16 protein-coding genes are annotated in these 18,766 nt (G+C 46.9%); 8 read left to right on the top strand and 8 right to left on the bottom strand.

Going from position 1 to position 18,766, the window contains the following annotated elements; all coding sequences use genetic code 11:
* The first annotated feature begins 54 nt into the window (after positions 1-54).
* A complete protein-coding gene (gene sppA, locus SPB21_RS20060) occupies positions 55-915 on the top strand; it encodes a signal peptide peptidase SppA (RefSeq protein WP_163702793.1) in 861 nt (286 codons plus the stop codon).
* A gap of 92 nt (positions 916-1,007) precedes the next feature.
* A complete protein-coding gene (gene aroH / locus SPB21_RS20055) occupies positions 1,008-1,421 on the top strand; it encodes a chorismate mutase (protein WP_163662381.1) in 414 nt (137 codons plus the stop codon).
* 129 nt (positions 1,422-1,550) lie between these two features.
* On the opposite strand, the gene crtR is transcribed toward aroH, so the two are convergent.
* On the bottom strand, positions 1,551-2,441 hold the full coding sequence (crtR, locus tag SPB21_RS20050; RefSeq protein WP_348917908.1) for a beta-carotene hydroxylase: 891 nt from the start codon (positions 2,439-2,441) through the stop codon (positions 1,551-1,553).
* 413 nt (positions 2,442-2,854) lie between these two features.
* Here crtR and pyk point away from each other — a divergent pair, with 413 nt between their 5' ends.
* On the top strand, positions 2,855-4,642 hold the full coding sequence (gene pyk, locus SPB21_RS20045) for a pyruvate kinase (protein WP_163662380.1): 1,788 nt from the start codon (positions 2,855-2,857) through the stop codon (positions 4,640-4,642).
* Between the two features lie 95 nt (positions 4,643-4,737).
* On the opposite strand, the gene leuD is transcribed toward pyk, so the two are convergent.
* Positions 4,738-5,334 (bottom strand): 3-isopropylmalate dehydratase small subunit, encoded by a 597-nt coding sequence (leuD, locus tag SPB21_RS20040; RefSeq protein ID WP_163696580.1) that lies wholly within the window; start codon positions 5,332-5,334, stop codon positions 4,738-4,740.
* A gap of 146 nt (positions 5,335-5,480) precedes the next feature.
* Here leuD and SPB21_RS20035 point away from each other — a divergent pair, with 146 nt between their 5' ends.
* Positions 5,481-5,753, top strand: coding sequence for a hypothetical protein (locus SPB21_RS20035; protein WP_250565573.1), 273 nt, complete (start codon positions 5,481-5,483; stop codon positions 5,751-5,753).
* Positions 5,754-5,887: 134 nt separating this feature from the next.
* Here SPB21_RS20035 and SPB21_RS20030 read toward each other — a convergent pair whose 3' ends face one another.
* The 3 genes from SPB21_RS20030 to leuC form a co-directional block, all read right to left on the bottom strand.
* Positions 5,888-7,699 carry an alpha-amylase family glycosyl hydrolase gene (locus tag SPB21_RS20030; RefSeq protein WP_163662376.1) on the bottom strand — a complete coding sequence of 604 codons (1,812 nt, stop codon included), beginning with the start codon at positions 7,697-7,699 and terminating at the stop codon, positions 5,888-5,890.
* Between the two features lie 573 nt (positions 7,700-8,272).
* Positions 8,273-8,905, bottom strand: a complete 633-nt coding sequence (locus SPB21_RS20025; protein WP_163662374.1) for a Crp/Fnr family transcriptional regulator — start codon at positions 8,903-8,905, stop codon at positions 8,273-8,275.
* 378 nt (positions 8,906-9,283) lie between these two features.
* Positions 9,284-10,687 carry a 3-isopropylmalate dehydratase large subunit gene (leuC, locus tag SPB21_RS20020; RefSeq protein WP_163662372.1) on the bottom strand — a complete coding sequence of 468 codons (1,404 nt, stop codon included), beginning with the start codon at positions 10,685-10,687 and terminating at the stop codon, positions 9,284-9,286.
* A gap of 185 nt (positions 10,688-10,872) precedes the next feature.
* Here leuC and petL point away from each other — a divergent pair, with 185 nt between their 5' ends.
* Positions 10,873-10,968, top strand: a complete 96-nt coding sequence (petL, locus tag SPB21_RS20015; protein WP_163662370.1) for a cytochrome b6-f complex subunit PetL — start codon at positions 10,873-10,875, stop codon at positions 10,966-10,968.
* A 190-nt stretch (positions 10,969-11,158) separates the two neighbouring features.
* On the opposite strand, the gene SPB21_RS20010 is transcribed toward petL, so the two are convergent.
* From SPB21_RS20010 to SPB21_RS20000, 3 genes are read right to left on the bottom strand one after another with little or no spacing between them, the layout of a single operon-like run.
* Positions 11,159-12,439 (bottom strand): O-antigen ligase family protein, encoded by a 1,281-nt coding sequence (locus tag SPB21_RS20010; RefSeq protein ID WP_499867582.1) that lies wholly within the window; start codon positions 12,437-12,439, stop codon positions 11,159-11,161.
* Positions 12,429-13,871 (bottom strand): undecaprenyl-phosphate galactose phosphotransferase WbaP, encoded by a 1,443-nt coding sequence (wbaP, locus tag SPB21_RS20005; protein ID WP_499867581.1) that lies wholly within the window; start codon positions 13,869-13,871, stop codon positions 12,429-12,431. The genes SPB21_RS20010 and wbaP overlap by 11 nt, the downstream gene beginning before the upstream one ends.
* A gap of 30 nt (positions 13,872-13,901) precedes the next feature.
* Positions 13,902-15,026 (bottom strand): glycosyltransferase family 4 protein, encoded by a 1,125-nt coding sequence (locus tag SPB21_RS20000; protein WP_163696268.1) that lies wholly within the window; start codon positions 15,024-15,026, stop codon positions 13,902-13,904.
* A 78-nt stretch (positions 15,027-15,104) separates the two neighbouring features.
* Here SPB21_RS20000 and SPB21_RS19995 point away from each other — a divergent pair, with 78 nt between their 5' ends.
* From SPB21_RS19995 to SPB21_RS19985, 3 genes are all read left to right on the top strand, one after another.
* Positions 15,105-16,262 (top strand): DegT/DnrJ/EryC1/StrS family aminotransferase, encoded by a 1,158-nt coding sequence (locus SPB21_RS19995; RefSeq protein ID WP_348918534.1) that lies wholly within the window; start codon positions 15,105-15,107, stop codon positions 16,260-16,262.
* A gap of 145 nt (positions 16,263-16,407) precedes the next feature.
* Positions 16,408-17,241, top strand: coding sequence for an ABC transporter permease (locus SPB21_RS19990; RefSeq protein WP_163696584.1), 834 nt, complete (start codon positions 16,408-16,410; stop codon positions 17,239-17,241).
* Positions 17,242-17,259: 18 nt separating this feature from the next.
* Positions 17,260-18,660, top strand: coding sequence for an ABC transporter ATP-binding protein (locus tag SPB21_RS19985; RefSeq protein ID WP_499867580.1), 1,401 nt, complete (start codon positions 17,260-17,262; stop codon positions 18,658-18,660).
* Positions 18,661-18,766 lie beyond the last annotated feature (106 nt).

The following is an 18,766-nucleotide window of genomic DNA, read 5'->3' as shown; positions in this document are numbered from 1 at the left end:
GGCAGGGGGTTATAGTAATCATCTGAACGTTCGTCGTTTATTCAGTCAATGTCTATGATTTGGCCATTCAAGCCACGTTTCCGTAAACAGATTGCCCGTATCGAAATTTCTGGAGCAATTGCAGGTGGAACTCGGAAGCGAGTATTGGAGGCCCTTGAAGAGGTCAAAGAGAAGAAATTTCCGGCACTGTTGCTGCGTATCGATAGCCCAGGCGGCACGGTGGGCGATTCTCAAGAGATTTATAGTGCGTTAAAAAAACTCCAGGAAACCGTCAAAATTGTCGCTAGTTTTGGCAATATTTCTGCTTCTGGGGGTGTCTACATTGGCATGGGTGCTCAGCATATTGTGACGAATCCCGGCACAATTACTGGCAGTATTGGCGTTATTCTACGGGGAAATAACTTGGAGCGCTTGCTCGATAAGGTTGGGGTGTCATTCAAGGTGATCAAGTCTGGCCCCTACAAAGATATTTTGTCCTTTGATCGAGAGCTGACTCAGCCTGAGCAGAAAATTTTACAAGAGCTGATTGATGTCAGTTATGGACAGTTTGTGTCGACCGTAGCAACTGCACGTAACTTAGATGAAGATGTCGTTCGCGGTTTTGCAGATGGACGTATTTTCACCGGTGCCCAGGCGCTGGAATTAGGTGTAGTCGATCGGGTGGGTACAGAAGCTGACGCCAAGCAGTGGGCCGCTGAACTCGCTGATTTGGACCCAGAGAAGGTTGAAATTTATAACATTGAAGAGCGTAAGCCGTTTTGGAATAAGCTATTGCCGGGTAATAGTCAGGCGATGCTTCCTTGGATGAGTCCTCGGATGCAGGGATGGTTAGAGTTTGAACTTGCCTATCAAGGGGTCCCCCTATGGCTCTATCAATCGCCAGGCAATACATTGCCTGGTCCGTTTGGTGGATAATCTGGGCATGGATTTCTAGCAGACCTAGAAAAGGCTACTCTATCTAAGGGGATGGTGCGAGCCAGCCATGCAATGTACAAGGGATAGGCAACATGCAGCAAGGAGAGATAGGTGACTGGCGAGTGCGTGCCATTCGAGGTGCGACTACCGTACCTGAGAATTCAATAGCTGAGATCGCGAATGCAGTCACTGAACTACTCGACGCCTTGGAAGCCAAAAATCCAATTACACCTGATTCTATGATTAGCGTTACGTTTTCAGTGACGTCTGATTTGGATGCAATTTTTCCAGCTGCGATCGCACGGCAGCGCCCTGACTGGGATACTGTTCCTTTGCTAGATGTGCAGCATATGCAGGTGTCTGGTAGCTTGCCCATGTGCATTCGTTTTTTGATCCATGCTTACATGACTCTGCCTAAAGCCGATATCTACCATCCTTATCTGCGAGGAGCCAGTGGTTTGCGCCCTGATTGGTCCAGTGTCAGCACCTCAGCCCATGTTCAATAGTGAGCATTCGATAACTTGGCGGGGCTATCATAAATCAGAAATAATCTATTACAAAGGGGTTCCAGCCAAAGCTGGAACCCCTTTGTATAAAACATTCAAAGAATTCTTATCTATCTAGTGCGCCAAGCGCTACTTCTTGTGGTGCAAGCGAATGCCTAAAAAGATGTCATAAACAAATCCCCAGAAGTCTTTGCGGTGATGCAGTCCTAATGATTGGGGAGCCCCCTTTTCGTCTAACAGAGGCTTCATCACCTCATAAGCAGGCTGGTATTTATACCAAGGTATGGATGGCCATAAATGATGCACCAGGTGATAATTCTGACCCATAATCAGCACATTCAATAGCCGACTAGGATAGACCCGTGCATTCTTCCATCTATTTTTTTCCTCAAAGGGACGATGGGGCAAATAGTCGAAGAATAGTCCTAAAGCCACGCCTACAACCAAGGCTGGTGCAAACCAATAGTTTGCAAAGTAGTTCAAAAAGCCAAAGCGATAGGCGGAGTAAATTAGACCCCCTACGACTAGACGGCTTAAAAACCATTCCAGTAACTCATACTTCTTCCACAGTCGTCGCTGGAAAAAGTAAATCTCATGGTAAAAAAAGCGCGGTGCAATCAGCCACAAAGGACCGCAGGTAGATACAAAATGGTCCGGATCATTTTCCGGATCATTGACATTGGCATGGTGCTGTAGATGTACCCGTGTAAACACGGGGAATGTAAAACCCAGCATTAATGCGCTGCCATGGCCTAAAACCGCATTGATAATGCGGTTGCTGTGGGCTGAATTGTGGGATGCATCATGAATAACCGTTCCCACTAGGTGTAAGCCCACCGTGTTTAAAACAAAACAAATCCAGTGGGGAAAGCTCCAGGCAAAATACCCAAACGTAGCAATAGTCACCAATAGGACTGCTCCTACGAATATGAGTAAGTCTGGGCTAACACCACCGTCCGCGTCTAAAAGATCCTTGGGTACTCGTCTAAGTACTGCCGGATGTGTTGGCACCGAAACCACAGTAATACTCCTTCACACCTATGTTTCGAAGTATACGCTACCTAGAGGTGATAATAAAGTTTTGTGACGTTATCTCATTTACTGCTTAACACTTTCCAAACTGACTCAAAACAATCTACTGCTTGATAATCAGTGCCAACGTTTTTTCTGACGGTTGTCTAGCCAACATCGTTGGAGAGTCTAAGAAAGGATTGAGTCTCTAAGCTTTCAGGTAGGCCTTAACCATAGAATTCAAGGGTTTTTGAAGCACAATCGAGCCCTGGCATGATACTATCCGGTGGTTTGTTAACACATGTTCACATCCAAAACCACTGTTTTTCGTCGAGTAGAACGGAAGGTTTAAATTGGGTGTTAACTAACCCACTATTGGGTGTTGACTAACCCACTATCGGCTAGCCCACGGACAAAGCACTATGCCACTGCGCCACGCCCTGCGTCGGACTAAGATCGTATCCACCATTGGTCCAGCTACTCAGGATCCTGCAACGTTGCGATCGCTAATTGAAGCTGGGGCCACTACCCTGCGCCTCAACTTTTCCCATGGTACTCACGACGATCATCAACGCAATATTCGGTTGATTCGCCAGATCTCGTTCGAGCTTAATCAACCCGTTGGCATCCTACAGGATCTTCAGGGTCCCAAGATTCGCCTGGGTAAATTTGAAGCGGGTTCTATTCACCTAAAAACAGGCGATAGCTTTATCCTGACTAGTCGCCAACTGCCGGGTACTGAGGAAATTAGTTCGGTCACCTATGAAGCTCTAGTAGAAGAAGTGCCAACCGGTGCCACTATTCTGCTGGATGACGGCAAGGTGGAAATGCGGGTGGTTGACAAAGACATGGAAAAGCGCGAACTCCACTGTGAAGTGGTGGTTGGTGGCAAGCTTTCCAACAGTAAAGGTGTTAACTTTCCTGGGGTTTATCTATCTATCAAGGCACTGACTGAAAAGGATAAAGTAGACCTTGCCTTTGGCCTTGATCAGGGCGTGGATTGGGTTGCCCTAAGTTTTGTGCGCAATCCTCAAGATGTTCTAGAGATTAAAGAGATCATTACGAACGCTGGTAAGCGGGTCCCCGTCATTGTCAAAATTGAGAAACATGAGGCCATTGAGCAGATGGAGGCTATTTTATCTCTGTCTGATGGTGTGATGGTGGCTCGGGGGGATTTAGGAGTAGAGCTCCCAGCTGAAGATGTCCCGATTCTGCAAAAGCGCCTGATTGCGACTGCTAATCGTCTAGGTATTCCAGTGATTACCGCAACTCAGATGCTCGACAGTATGGTCAGCAATCCTCGGCCAACCAGGGCAGAAGTTTCCGATGTCGCCAATGCTATTCTCGACGGCACCGATGCTGTGATGCTATCGAATGAAACGGCGGTGGGTGAATATCCAGTGGAAGCCGTAGCTACCATGGCCAAGATTGCCATGCGAACTGAACGAGAACAAATTTCTCCAGACTCTGATGCCGCCACCAGTCGTACCATTCCCAATGCCATTAGTCGGGCAGTGGGGCAGATTGCTTCCCAGCTGGATGCCGCCGCAATTATGTCGTTGACCAAAACCGGAGCAACGGCTCGTAACGTTTCCAAATTTCGGCCACCAACGCCCATTTTGGCAGTCACACCCCATGTTGAGGTAGCTCGTCGGTTGCAGTTGGTATGGGGAGTTAAACCTCTGCTAGTGGTGGATCTACCTTCTAGCAGTCAAACTTTCCAGTCGGCAGTCAACGTCGCCCAAGAAAAAGAATTACTCCATGACGGTGATCTAGTGGTCATGACTGCGGGCACCTTGCAAGGTGTGTCGGGATCCACTGACCTGATCAAGGTGGAGTTAGTGACCGCTGTGTTAGGCCATGGCAAAGGCATTGGTGAGGGTGTGGTCAGCGGTCGAGCCCGTGTGGTCAACAAAGCCTTAGCTGTGAGCAACTTTAATCCTGGTGAGATTTTGGTTGTTCCCAGTACTAGTGCTGATTACGTTGATATCATTCGCCACGCTGGCGGCATCATTACTGAAGATCCGAGCCATACAGGTCATGCAGCAGTGCTTGGTCTGCGTCTTGGTATTCCAGTTTTAGTGGGCGTAACCAATGCTACCGGCATTATTCGCGACGGCACCATCATCACAGTGGATGCCAAACGAGGTGTGGTGAACTCAGGTGCCACTAATCTTCATCCCCGAGAGATGATGACCATGGCATATTAGATGTCTCATACGAAATCCTGACTGATCGTGCCCGAAGTAGCTGTTACACAAAACCGTGTAACAGCTACCCCTATGTTTGACTCAATTAGGATTATCTATGCATTGTCCCAGTTGACATAGGGAAGATTGGCAGCTGTTGCCTTAATTTGCACTGCTTGATTTAACAGTTGACCGCACGCGTCCCAAGTGCCGTTGATAAACATTTGACGGTTGCCTTCTTTGATAGCAACTGACTCCCTAAAGTTGTCCCCAGCGACAGTCTGATTTTCCAAATCGAGAGAAAATTCCTTGTCAGGAGACTCTGCGATGAGTGCTTGCAGGCTGGCAACAACTTCAGGGGTAGCTGTAGCGCAGGGCATACCGATCGCAACACAATTGCCTAGAAAAATTTCTGCAAAACTTTCACCAATAATCGCTTTGATGCCCCAGCGCATAATAGATTGAGGTGCATGCTCACGGGACGAACCACAGCCAAAGTTACTATTTACTACCAAAATTTTGGCGTTTTGATACTGAGATTGATCAAATGAATGGGTGCCGTTACCCTGGACGCGATCATCGGCAAAAACGTTCTCTCCTAATCCGTCGAACGTCACACAGCGAAGAAAGCGAGCCGGGATAATCCGATCGGTATCAATGTCATTTCCGAGGAGAGGAATACCGCGACCGGTGACCGACATGATTTGAGACATTGTCTGAACCATAGAGAAACTATCCTGGTGTGCTGATGGGCCATATTCAAACCAAGAGCCGCAAGGCTCAATAAGCCAGGTGGTTAACCTTGGATGTGTTTAAGGCACTACTGTGTAATACGTTACTAGTCCACCATGGTAACGTGATGTCAAACGTTCTCTCGTTAATTCTGCGACTATATGGTCACGGAAATGTGGTGCTACCCAGTGATGAGCAATGGCAAGACTTAGCATCCAAATTTCCCAGCATAGTGGGAACCCGGCAGATCATCATAATTGATGTCCACCGGGTTCAAATCTCATGCGGCTATGGCATGCCCCTGTATGACTACCAAGGACAACGCCCCACATTGTCTGCTTGGGCTGAGAAAAAAGGTCCTGATGGTTTGCTCAGTATCAGGTCGAAAAAGGGAGTGTGAGCATTGATGGTCTTGTCACGCCCATTGGTCAACTCAACACTTAAAATCCGAGTTGGCTGCGAGCAGAGGCATAATTTGTACCTTTGAACTCCCACTCAACCTAGATTTTGAGGCTTGGGTTGATGCCCCCTTTTTTAAGTCCGATAGAGAAACTCAAGATCGACATGATCAGGCGTATTGGCAGCATCGTAATAAGGACGATTGGTCAGCCAGACTGACTGGTATGGTTTTAGCTTGTAAACCCCATGTAGATCATCAAAGCTTTCGCCGCTAATGAGATCCATCCAACTATCAGTATTTACTAAGTTGAGTTCGTTCAGATGCAGAGTATGGGGTTGGTTGCTGAGATTATGAATCGAAAAAATGCTCTGATCGCGAGCTAGGCTCTGACGCCAGAAGGCAAAAAGAGCTGGATTGTCTGGATGCAAAGTGTATTGAGTTGCATTTGGATGAAATGCCTTCTGCTGACGACGAATTTGAATAAGACGTGATAGCTCTGCTAATACAGTTGCTTGGGGAGATTCAGGATTTTCAAGAAGAGTATCTAACCGCTGTTTATCCCAGCAGTGACGGTTGATCGAGCGATTGTGACCAGTGGCTTCCATGCCTTCGATGTCGTTAGGTGTGGCCAACAAACTATGGATATAGAACGCAGGAATTCCCTCTAGGGACATCATGACTGTTTGGGAGCAGATAAAACGCTCAATCTGCCATTGATCTGGCCCTTGAGCCGTCCCTTGCAGTGCATCAAATAGAGAAATATTGATCTCATAGGGAGATTCACTACCATCGGCTTTACTGCGCATACTAATTTGCGCACCAAAGCTTCGCATGGTGTTTATGAGTGTTTGAAATTCTCCATCCTCTAACAGTCCTTCAGTAGGCCGCAGACCAATACCATCATGGGATGCGGTGAAGTTGAAGTAAGCGCAGCCAATGGGAGCTGGAGGCATACTCATCATCCATGTTTTGAGGTGATCTGCACGACCCTGCATCAACGCATTCAGCAGCAGCGGTGGCAAGCTGAAGTTGTAAATCATATGGGCTTCGTTGCGGTCCCCAAAATAGCTGAGGTTTTCGCGATTAGGGACATTAGTTTCGGTAATCAGGGCAATCCCTGGATCTACCATTTGTAAAATTTCGCGAAATGTTTGAATTAAAGCGTGGGTCTCAGGCAAATGAATGCAACAAGTGCCTGGGGATTTCCATAGGAAGCCAACCGCATCTAAGCGAATATAACGGGCCCCATGACGGGCATAGGCCAGAATAATATCGATAAATTCTAAAAAGACATCTGGATTGCTGTAGTCTAAATCGACTTGATCAGCGCTAAAGGTCGTCCATACATGTTGGACTCCTTTGATGGTTTCCACTGGAGTTAACACGGGGCTGCTGCGTGGCCGCACGACATCAGCAGTGGGAGTATCTTTTGGCAGATTAATAAAGTAGTTGCGACCTGGTAACTGATCCTGTTTGAACTGTTCAAACCAGTCGCTTTTGCTAGAGACGTGATTAGCAACCAAATCAAACATGAGATTAAAGTTGCGTCCAATGGCTTCAACGTCGGCCCAATTACCCAGACGAGGATTAACCTCCAAAAAGTCTATGACAGCAAAGCCATCATCAGAGCTATAGGGAAAAAAGGGCAGAATATGAACCCCTGTCACGGTGTCGGCCAAATGAGTATTGAGAAACTGGTTTAGTGTTTGTAGAGGGGATGCATCCTCGCTGCAAATACTATCACCGTAGGTAATGAGTAGAATTTTATCCTGATCCCATTTACCTAAATCCTCCTGGGAGTGTGACTTAAGCTCCTCCTGGATCATGTCGTAGAGCCGAGGGAGCAGACTATCGATTTGTTTCTCGGCATAGACCCTCTTTAGAAGGGGATAAACCTTAGCTGTAAAGCGTTCGAAGGATATTGCAGCTTTAGACGTTGTCAGCATGAATAAAGTCTGATGTGTATTGCGTTGGCAGGCACCAAAGGTGCAGAAAAGCGGATGCAGTCAAATAAACTTAAGGCCCAAGGTAAAAAACCTTGATCCCGCAATTTTTCAAATATTCCTGATGAGTGAATGTCTAGCGAGTTTTTGAATAACTAGATCAATTAAGGTCTATTTGGGACAGCTTAACCCAGGTGGTTGGATAATTCACCACCTAAAAGAATTGCCTAATATTGGATACCAGTAGAATTCAATAATTGATCTGTGGGATTTGTTCTTATGAGTAACTAGGTTATCACTGGTTTTTTCGAAAGGTTTGGATGTCAGTACAAATATCGGGGATGCTTCATATCTTTAAATAAACTCTGAAGCCTATCTAAAATTTGGAATTGTGAGGATACTCAGAAAAAATAAAAAAGGTATCTGGTAGATTGCCAGATACCCGTATGTGATTTAAGGGCCTGTGATGTAATCAAGACATAGCTAAAACCCTTGGTTGGTTCATGAATTATCATCCTGATGGCTCAGAGCAAGTTTAAGTTCACTAATGGTGTGTGAATTAAATTTCGCCAAAACTTATGAAAGCATGCTCAACGGCAAAATTAGATAGCGTTGATGAATTGTCAGCCATCCTTCTTTGCGAAAATCTCTGAGCAAGCGTGTTACCGTAACACGCGTGGTACCAATTGTGGTTGCTAGTTGGTGATGCGTGAGACGAATTGTCAGCCTTACACCTTGAGGTTCGACCTGGCCAAACTCCTGGGCTAGCATAATCAAAAGCTGACGCAATCGATCGGCTACCAGACGCTTACCAGATAGGGCAAGCCATGCTTCTGATTGCTGAAGACGTCGTGATAGGTGAGTAAATAATCCTGCCATCAGGGTGGGTGAATTTTCTAGCTCTGCCATAGATAGGGGCAAAACATCAACTGGTGTTAACGCTGTTGCCCAGTAAGGACTAACGCCCGTTAAGCTCAGACCAAAGGGCATGGAAGGACCCGCTAATCCCAGCAATGTTTCACTGCCATCTGGATGAATTGTGTGGAGTTGGACAATACCTCGGCAAATCACATAGATTTCACTACGTCTGAGGGGAATGCTATGCGCTGCTGTAAATTGTGTAAGATTTCTCTCGTGGTAAAGCTGCTCTAGTAGAGCAATATAGTGATCTGATGTGCGACTTCTTTGGGTGAGCTGTGAGACTGACATAGAAAGAACTAGGCCCCTGTGAATGCTTTATGAGCAATCGTTTGTGTAAGTATCGACAGCAGAGATGTATTTTAGCCAACGGCAACGTCTGAATAACTCTGCTAAATATGAAACTAGTACTGCTGCTTTTCTCAATAACCCTTCAGTATGGAAAAGTAGGTGGATAAATTGTCAAATCGCCAAGGTTAATCCTTGATTTGGCAGCATTAGTTAAATTTGTTTAGTCGATAATACCGACATGATTAAAGCAAAAACTTAACGTGAGGTAATCAAAAGGTTAAGAAAAGCGAAACCTTTTGGTGGCAGGTGTTTATGCTTGAGCAGAGAAAATCTACAGTTTTGCTGTTCAGGGAGTTCTTTTAGGACGTGAGAAGCCTCTTAGAGTAGGCTGCGCACATCACTCACTTGGCCATTGATAGCGGCTAGAGCCACCATCGCCGGACTCATTAATAATGTTCTTCCTGAGGCAGAGCCCTGCCGACCTTTGAAGTTTCGGTTTGAGGAGGATGCGCTGATTTGACGTCCCTGTAGTTTGTCGGGGTTCATGGCTAAACACATAGAACAGCCAGGCTCTCGCCATTCAAAGCCAGCCTCGACAAAGATTTTATCTAATCCCTCGGCTTCGGCTTGCTGTTTGACTTGCTCAGAACCTGAAACGACAAAGGCTTGGATGCCTGAGGCAACATGACGCCCTTTGGCTACCTTGGCGGCTTCTCGTAAATCGCTCAGGCGACCGTTGGTGCAGCTACCAATGAAGCAAACATCGATAGGGGTGCCCAACATGGGCTGACCAGGGCCCAAGTCCATATAGGTATAGGCTTCTTGGATTAAGGCTTGTTCTTCTGAGGAGAATGATGCCAAGTTAGGAATGGTTTCATCTACACCAATGGCCTGATCAGGACTAATGCCCCAGGTGACTGTGGGGGCAATGTCTTGGGCGTCAAATACGATGACATCATCGTAATCGGCATCGGTATCGCTGCGTAGGCTTTCCCACCAAACAACGGCTTTTTCAAATGCGTCACCTTGGGGGGCAAATTCTCGTCCCTTGAGATAGTCGTAGGTAATCTGGTCAGGATTGACATAGCCACAACGAGCCCCACCCTCAATGGACATGTTGCACAGGGTCATGCGCTCTTCCATCGACATGGCCTCGATGGCGCTGCCAGCATACTCATAGGCATAGCCCGCGCCACCCTTTGCGCCCAAGGTGCGGATAATGTGCAAAATAACGTCTTTGGCATAGACTCCAGGTGCCAGGGTGCCATTGACTTCTATGCGTCGGACTTTGAGCTTGTCGAGGGAGAGTGTTTGGGAGGCAAGCACATCCCGTACCTGACTGGTGCCAATGCCAAAGGCAATCGCTCCAAATGCTCCATGGGTAGATGTGTGGCTATCACCGCAGGCGATGGTCATACCAGGCTGGGTGAGACCTTGTTCAGGGGCGATGACATGGACAATGCCCTGGTGACCAGACCCTACATTAAAAAAGCGAATATCGTTAGTCTTAGTGTTGCTTTCGAGGGCAACGATCATTTCCTCTGCCAGGCTATCGGCAAATGGACGGGCTTGGCTGTCGGTGGGCACGATGTGATCGACGGTGGCGACGGTGCGTTCTGGAAACATCACCGTGAGGTTGCGATCGCGCAGCATAGCAAAGGCCTGAGGACTGGTGACCTCGTGGATCAGATGTAGGCCAATAAAAAGCTGGGTCTGACCAGAAAGCAGTGTTGTAACCGTATGCAGATCCCAAACTTTGTCGAATAATGTGCCCTTACTCATGCGCTGTCTCTATCTAACAAAAATCGCTAGGCTTTCCATTCTAGCCTTAGAGGCTCACATTAAATGTCTGGTGGACAATCTATCAAAGGTATGAAAGGCCAGCTGCTGACGACAAACGGTCAGCGAACATGTTTCAATAAAAAGATACAGGACTTTATTTGTTTTTATAGAAAGGAGTGTTAGTGATGACCGCAGCACTAGTTTATTTAGTGATTTTGTTTGGCACTGCTGCCGCTGGCATGGGCATGTACTACGGTCTCAAAGCTGCAAAGCTCATCTAAGCTCATCCAAAACCAAGGATTGATCAGGAATTAGAAAATTTGCCGCCGGAGAGACATGATTTGCGTATGACATTGTCTGCATATCCAAAGGCCAAATCTTGATGACTACTGTTTCTTAAATTTTTGATATTTCCAACATTTGAAAATAGCTGTGGGTAACTGGACATAATGGTCTGCGCCCGCAGTTTTTTTATTGGTTTTTCCAGGCTGGGGTTGCCAGAATACTGAGGCCTCCTATAAGAAACCAGCTAAGTACATTAATGCGAGCATCGAAGAGGGTGACGTCGAACAGACTAAACAGAATACAGCCAGTAAACCCAAGGAGATAACTGAGTAACGTTGGGTCGAGGTGACTCACTAGCCGACGGAGACCCGCAAGATAGGTTCGGCCAATCACCCAGCAAAAGAGCACCATAGTGGGAATACCGGTATCACAGGCTAGATATAGCCAAAGGTTGTGGGGATGAAAGAGACGTTCGTGATCGGTCACACTAAAGGGGACATACTGATGACTAAAACCCCCTAAACCCCAGCCCAATAAGGGTCGCTGGCGAATGAGATCGATGGCAATTTGCCAGGCTTTAACCCGGGGGTCGTCGGTAAAGAGAGCAAGACTGAGATGCCGACCACCAAATCCTAAAACGAGTAATCCTGTGCCAATTGCGCTCAGAATCACGATACCCAGCAACCATACCCAGCGATGGCGTCGAACTAGATAACCGGCAATCAATAGCAGAATAACGGCGGCTATGAGGCCATTGCGAGAGCTGGTGCAAAAGATGCCTATACCAGCCAGGACCACAGCGATGCTTAAAGTCGTTGTCATCAATGGTGAGGGTGCTGAAGCTCTCGTATCAGCAGATGGCTGTGCAGTAGTCCCACACATTTGCCCGACCAGCAACCCTAGGCCCAGTCCCAATACAATGGTGAGATAATTGCTCAAAATGTTGGGGTGGCTCAGGTTGGCATGGGCACGATGCCCGGTGAAACTGACATCGAACACCCACTGAAAGATTGACCAGTCGCCAACGTGAGCTGTGATACCTGGAAATCTGACAATGTATTCAACCAAGGCCAAAATGCTGAAGGGTAAAGAGCCCAGGACGATGGCTTGGGCCACCATCGTCAATGTGGGCCTTGGCGGTTGAAAACGTTGGGCAGTCGAAAGTACGCCAATCAGAAGGAAATAGGGTAGAAAATTAGCGAGTTGTAACCAGGCGTCGCCAGCATTGGCGGCAAAGCAAGCGCTGAGTAGTAACCCTGCTGTCAGCAGTCCATACCCCTGCTGCCACAGTACCTGACTAATGGCCTGAAATCTTTGGCAAAGTGCGCCCACCATGAGGCCAACTAAGATAACCAAGCTGAGATAGCTGGCAAACGGCAGAATTACTAGGGCTGCTAGCCACAGCCAAATATGCCAGGACCCGCCTAAAAAACTGCCATTGGTAGATTGGACTGAATTAATACGCACCGTCCCCCACAATTACTACCCAAATAGTTCGAATTAGGATGTAGATATCTAGCCAGACCGACCAGTTGCGAACATAATAGGCGTCAAGATTCACTCGTTCTTGGTAGGTGATGTTATTGCGTCCTGAGACCTGCCACAGACCCGTCAAGCCAGGCAACACCTGGGTATAGAGTTGGAATTTTTCCTTATACAGTTTTACTTCGTCATGGACAATGGGACGGGGACCGACAAGACTCATCTCTCCTCGCAGAACGTTCCAGAGCTGGGGGAGTTCATCGAGGCTGGTGCGTCGTAACCATCGCCCTAGGCGCGTGATCCGTGGATCGTATTTGAGCTTGCGGTCTTTGCTCCAGTGGGTTTGTAGCTCAGGTTGGCTTTGTAGATAGTCCTTGAGCACCCGCTCGGCATTGGGGACCATGGTGCGAAATTTCCAGGCTTTAAATGGATGACCGTTGCGACCAATGCGGGTCTGTCGGTAGAGAATAGGCCCGGGTGAATCAATGCGAATGGCCAGAGCAATTAAGACAATTAAGGGAAAAGAAACCAGGCCGACAATTAAGGTCAGGCATTGATCTAGAAGGCTTTTAGTGAGTTTTGGACCAGGGAGTAAGAGTTGTTGTTGAGACTCTAGACCCAACACCCCCCCGAGATCACGGGCAGCAACCCACAGGCTAGCCATGCCAAACAGGTCAGGAATAATTAGGAGATGGGGAAAGGCACGACCGTAGTGTTGAGCAACATACAGTAACCGATCTCGATGGACCCCTGGCATGGCCATGATGGCGTAGGGAATCTGGTCACGACCAGCCAATACCGGAGCCTGAGATAAGTTACCAATCACGGGAACGCCTTCAAGATAGCCGTGTTTGTTGACGTCATCATCGAGTACAGCTACGGGCTTGAGGCCTAGGGCCGGTTGGCGATGTAAGGTACGAATGACTAGGGCCCCTGTTTTGCCTGCCCCGAGTACCAATACTGGATAACCCCACCAAGAGCGTTTTGCGACCAAGGCCCTGAGGCCATAGCGACCCAGTAGCGGCAGAATAATCGACAGACCCCAGGCCATCAGAAATGCGGCACGGGAGTAAAGCTCTAAGTCTCGGAAAAGAAAGACGGCAGACCCCAGGGTGAGATAAAGCAGTGTGGTGGTTAGGGCTAAGCGGCGAAGTTCCTCCACTGGCCCGATACCTTGACCTGGGTATAACCCTGCTAACCCATAGCCCAGTAAAAACAGACCCAGGAACGGCCATAACTCCCAATATAAGGAAGGTTCATATTGGCCGTTGAACCATAGACGGACGTAGACGCTAATAATGCCAGCTAAGCTTAAACATAAGGCATCACACGTGATCAGAGCGGTCACCATGTAGCCGGGGTGGGCATGCACTTTGAGGGGTGCGATCGCAGGTTTAGTCGGCTGAGAAAGAGTCATGTGCACACGATGCCGAGGTCGCTAACCTCACTACTCTAAGGGATGACTTTGAAGAAAACTTGTATAGGTTTGCTCAACACAGTCACGAAACTGACTTCGAAAGCATTCGATCGAGAATTTCTCTGCCTGGTGTCGCAGATTATCCCTGTTTAATTCATACATACCCATTTCAAAGGATTTTACGGCCTGGACCAGACTGTCAACTGTCTGGTCCGGAAACAAGATGCCGGTTTGGCCATGTATTACTGTTTCAGCCACACCACCTCGACCGAAGGCAATCACTGGTGCTCCGGCTGCTTGAGCCTCCACAGGGGTAATGCCGAAGTCTTCCTCTGCTGGAAAAATAAATCCTTTGCATCGTTGCATATAATCTGCCACGGCGCTATCAGGCTGCTGTCCTAACAAGCGAATGTTCGAGCCAGCCATCGCCTTAATTCTTGACCAATCTGAACCATCACCAATAACCACTAAGGGCAGTCCTAGTTGGTTAAAGGCTGCCACTGTTAAATCGACCCGTTTATAAGGCACAAACCGGGACACCGTTAAATAAAAATTTTCACGGGGATGTTGCCACTCGAATCGGGATATATCCACGGGGGGGTAAATCACCGTCGCTGGTCGCCGGTAGGCTCGCCATACGCGCTGCTTAATAAAATGAGAATTGGCCACAAATCGATCAACACGGTTGGCACTAGTGGTGTCCCACAATCGCAAATAGTGCAAAATCAAGCGCGTCAGAGCCCCCTTCAACCCTCGTTCTAACCCGGCCTGTTGCAAGTATTGATGTTGCAAATCCCAAGCGTAGCGAATAGGAGTATGAACATAGCTGATATGCAATTGATGGGGGGCTGTTAATACCCCTTTTGCCACAGCATGGTTACTGGAAATCACCACGTCATAGTCGGATAAATCAAATTGCTCCACAGCCAGTGGCATCAGGGGCAGATATTGCCGAAAGGCTCGTTTAGACAGCGGTAGCTGCTGAATAAATGACGTTGTGACTGAACGATGTCCAATAAAATCACGCTGTTCTGGCGGCAAAAAATCCACCAGGCTAAATAGATCGGCGTCTGGATAGAGTTGCAGAATTTGTTCCACAACCTTTTCAGAGCCTGCATGGCTAGCCAGCCACTCATGCACAACGGCAACACGCATATCAAACCTGACGACACAAATCGTCCTAAGATTCTAGAGCAGAGCCTCTTAACATCAGACCCTTAAAACATAACTACCGTGAGCCAAATCAAAATCCCTATCCTTGACTTAAAACCTCAGTACCAGGCGATTAAGGATGAAATTCAAACGGCTATCAACCAGGTCTTGGATTCAGGACAGTTTATTTTGGGGCCAACGGTAAAAGCGTTTGAAGCGGATGCAGCCGCTTACCTGGGCGTCAAACACGCCATTGGTGTGAACTCTGGCACCGATGCCTTGGTCATTGGTTTGCGAGCTTTGGGGGTTGGGCCAGGGGACGAGGTGATTACGACACCATTTACCTTTTTTGCTACGGCAGAATCCATCAGTATGGTGGGGGCAAAACCGGTATTTGTCGATATCTGTGCCGATACGTTCAACATTGACCCCAATTTGATTGAGGCGGCGATTACTCCGCAAACCAAGGCCATTGTACCGGTGCATTTGTACGGCAACCCAGCCGCCATGGGACAAATTCTGGAGATTGCCACCCAGCATAATTTGAAGGTGATTGAAGACTGTGCCCAGGCTTTTGGTGCTGTTTATAAAGGAGATTGCAGGGGCTGTGGTTGTCAGGAATCAAGTCGCGATGGCCTACTGGGTAAATATGTCGGAACCCTGGGCCATGTGGGGGCGTTTTCGTTTTTTCCAACCAAAAATCTTGGGGCCTATGGCGATGGTGGTTTGATTACTACGAACGACGATGACATTGCTGAAGTGGCCCAGATGCTGCGGATGCACGGGTCTAAGCAACGCTATTGCAACTTGATGTTGGGCTATAACTCACGGCTTGACGCTATGCAGGCAGCTATTTTAGGGGTTAAGCTGCGCCATATTGATAGCTGGAATGCAAAGCGTCGTTGGGTGGCAGAAACCTACAGCAGATTGCTGGCTGATGTAGATGGGGTGGTGCCTCCGGCGTTTTCAGCAGGCCATGTATTTCATCAGTACACGATTCGACTGCTGGGTGGGCAGCGCGATCGCATCAAACAAGCCTTGGCAGAGGCAGGCATTGGTGCAATGATTTACTACCCTATTCCCCAAGATAAATTGCCTATATATGCTGGTGAGTATCCTGACTATCCCGTGAGCGATCAGCTAGCTCAAGAAGTACTGAGTTTGCCCATGTGGCCAGAGCTCAGTTTGGATCAGCTAAAATATGTCGCGACAACTTTGAAACAGGCACTGTCCCATTAGAATCCAAATATTATAGGGGTTAACTTTTTGATAGATTAATGCGGTAATCGACTAGGAAAGAAGAGGCTGCGACCATAGTTCTGTGACAATAGTAGTAGGGCCAATCAAAACATCTCTAAAAGTTCTAAAGCGTCTTCTATGGCGGTTGACAGTCAGTTTAAAACGACTGTTTCCCCTGACTCAAGCCCAGTGGACCAAGCTAGGTTTACTAAAAACCTTAGTCCAACGCGACCTCGATACTCGATATAAGGGTTCTGTATTAGGGAACCTATGGGCATTGGTCAGACAAATATCACAGTTACTGATATACACATATGTCTTCTCAGTAGTACTGAATGTTAAGCTCAGTGCTCAAGGCTTGCCAGGTGGTAATGCCAATTTCACCTTTGGGTTATGGCTATTTGCTGGTCTGATTCCCTGGATTACCTTTACAAACGGCTTAACCCAGGCGATGACCTCTGTGCTGCGGCAAAAAAATCTGGTAACTAAGGTTGTTTTCCCGTTGGAGCTGTTGCCGTTAGTACCTGTCTTGACAGCTTTTGTAGAAAGTATGTTTGGACTAATGGCACTGATTACATTTGTATCTATTACCAGCCAAACTCTCCATGCCACTCTGCTGCTGCTGCCTATTATATGGTTGCCTCAGCTATTGCTCACCGTAGGATTGGCCTATTTGACGTCAGCCCTCACTGTTTTTTTGCGAGATATACCACAGCTTTTAGGCATCGTGCTCAATCTGTGGTTCTATGCAACGCCAGTTTTATATCCGGCAGATTTAATTCCCAATCCAATTCGCACACTGGTATTTTGGTTCAATCCTTTAGCTGCGATCGCTGAAATGTACCGTGACATTGTGTTGGTTGGTGAGATTAGACATTGGCAAGTATGGTCAGTAGCAACGGTCGTTTCAGGATGTTTGTGTTTATTGGGCTATCTGACTTATCAAAAACTTAGACCATCATTTGCAGACGTGCTATGAAGCATTTTTTTCATTTCTATGGCTGACAATATCTCAATTTCTCTAGAAAATGTTTCGAAGGTCTTTAAGCGCTACCAACGACCGGCTGATCGGCTGAAAGAAATTCTCCTGCCAGGGAAAACCTACGCAAAAGAGTTTTGGGCATTGCGAGATATTTCGCTAGAAATTCCAAGAGGCGAAACATGGGGCATCATAGGTCGTAATGGCGCAGGCAAAAGCACGCTGCTAAAAATCATTGCCGGGACATTGCAGCCAACCTCCGGCACAGTTCAAGTGAATGGGCGAGTATCTGCACTTTTAGAATTAGGGAGTGGCTTTAATCCTGAATTTACAGGGCGACAGAATGTGTTTTTTAACGGTCGTTTGTTGGGGTTGAGTCAGGTAGAGATTGAGGAGCGATTTGAAGAAATTGCTGCCTTTGCAGATATTGGAAATTTTATTGATCAACCAGTTAAAACATACTCTAGTGGGATGTTTGTCAGACTAGCATTTGCAGTAGCGATAAATGTTAATCCTGATGTACTCATCATAGACGAAGCTTTAGCTGTTGGAGATGGTATTTTTGTTCATAAATGCATAGGTAAAGTCAAGAGTTTTCAAGACTCTGGAGGAACTATTCTATTCGTTTCCCATGATACTGGGAGTGTAAATCGATTATGTTCAAACTGTGTTTGGCTTAAAGATGGACACGTTGCTGAAATAGGTTTACCTGTCAATGTCAGCAAATCATACCAGGCATGGACCTATGAGCAAATAAATACGGAGTTAGAAAAGAATCAACTGAACTCAAAGCATATAAATCAGCCTTCAAACGAGTCTAAAAGAATTGACAAGTTAGATGGCAAAGAAATACATAAACACATAGATTTAGACCATAAGCAAAGTGCCTCTACATCACCTGTCTTGAATTCATATACACAAAAAGAATATATGAGTTTCCCAGCTAGTGATCGATGTGGCACAGGACGATGTGAGATTACTCAAATTCGTCTTCTTGGGAAAGGAGGGAGTGAAACCAACTTTTTCATGCCTGGCGATAAGTTTTCCATCATTATCGAGTGTGTGGCTCATGACAGGGTGGAAAGTCCTATCGTTGGAGTGCAAATGTTTGACAGGCTAAGAGCTCCTATGATTGGCTGGAATACTGCTCAGTATGGCTGCAAGCTTAATCCATTACATATAGGTGAAACTGTAAGGGTTTCATTTACTATGAATTGGCCACATATTAAAAGTGATAATTATGCCCTAGAGCCTGCTGTTGCAGATGGCGATCAAGAAAATCATGAAATGCTAGATTGGTTGTTCACTCCACTTACATTTAGGTCTGGCGAAAAAGGTTTAACATTTGGTTTTCTAAGAATGGAAGATGTTAATGTAATATGCAAATTAAATTCTGAAAAACCAATTGTCAGGAAGTAGGCTTCTAATATTATCTTTTCAGTTTTTTGATAAAAGAAACTAGTTTTAGAGTTCTTTGAAAAGTGAATTTCTAATACTGATTAGAGATAGTTTAAAGACTATGCTT

The organism is Leptothoe sp. ISB3NOV94-8A (assembly GCF_043421595.1).
Classification (GTDB): Bacteria; Cyanobacteriota; Cyanobacteriia; order Phormidesmidales; family Phormidesmidaceae; genus Leptothoe; species Leptothoe turfae.
This window is presented reverse-complemented; position numbering and strand designations above follow the sequence as displayed.

What these genes read in the sequence shown, in the direction of transcription:
- sppA (WP_163702793.1), top strand. Translation starts at nt 55, where the DNA reads ATGATTTGGCCATTCAAGCCACGTTTCCGTAAACAGATTGCCCGTATC.
- aroH (WP_163662381.1), top strand. Translation starts at nt 1,008, where the DNA reads ATGCAGCAAGGAGAGATAGGTGACTGGCGAGTGCGTGCCATTCGAGGT.
- pyk (WP_163662380.1), top strand. Translation starts at nt 2,855, where the DNA reads ATGCCACTGCGCCACGCCCTGCGTCGGACTAAGATCGTATCCACCATT.
- leuD (WP_163696580.1), bottom strand. Translation starts at nt 5,334, where the DNA reads ATGTCTCAAATCATGTCGGTCACCGGTCGCGGTATTCCTCTCCTCGGA.
- SPB21_RS20035 (WP_250565573.1), top strand. Translation starts at nt 5,481, where the DNA reads ATGTCAAACGTTCTCTCGTTAATTCTGCGACTATATGGTCACGGAAAT.
- SPB21_RS20030 (WP_163662376.1), bottom strand. Translation starts at nt 7,699, where the DNA reads ATGCTGACAACGTCTAAAGCTGCAATATCCTTCGAACGCTTTACAGCT.
- SPB21_RS20025 (WP_163662374.1), bottom strand. Translation starts at nt 8,905, where the DNA reads ATGTCAGTCTCACAGCTCACCCAAAGAAGTCGCACATCAGATCACTAT.
- leuC (WP_163662372.1), bottom strand. Translation starts at nt 10,687, where the DNA reads ATGAGTAAGGGCACATTATTCGACAAAGTTTGGGATCTGCATACGGTT.
- petL (WP_163662370.1), top strand. Translation starts at nt 10,873, where the DNA reads ATGACCGCAGCACTAGTTTATTTAGTGATTTTGTTTGGCACTGCTGCC.
- wbaP (WP_499867581.1), bottom strand. Translation starts at nt 13,871, where the DNA reads ATGACTCTTTCTCAGCCGACTAAACCTGCGATCGCACCCCTCAAAGTG.
- SPB21_RS20000 (WP_163696268.1), bottom strand. Translation starts at nt 15,026, where the DNA reads ATGCGTGTTGCCGTTGTGCATGAGTGGCTGGCTAGCCATGCAGGCTCT.
- SPB21_RS19985 (WP_499867580.1), top strand. Translation starts at nt 17,260, where the DNA reads ATGGCTGACAATATCTCAATTTCTCTAGAAAATGTTTCGAAGGTCTTT.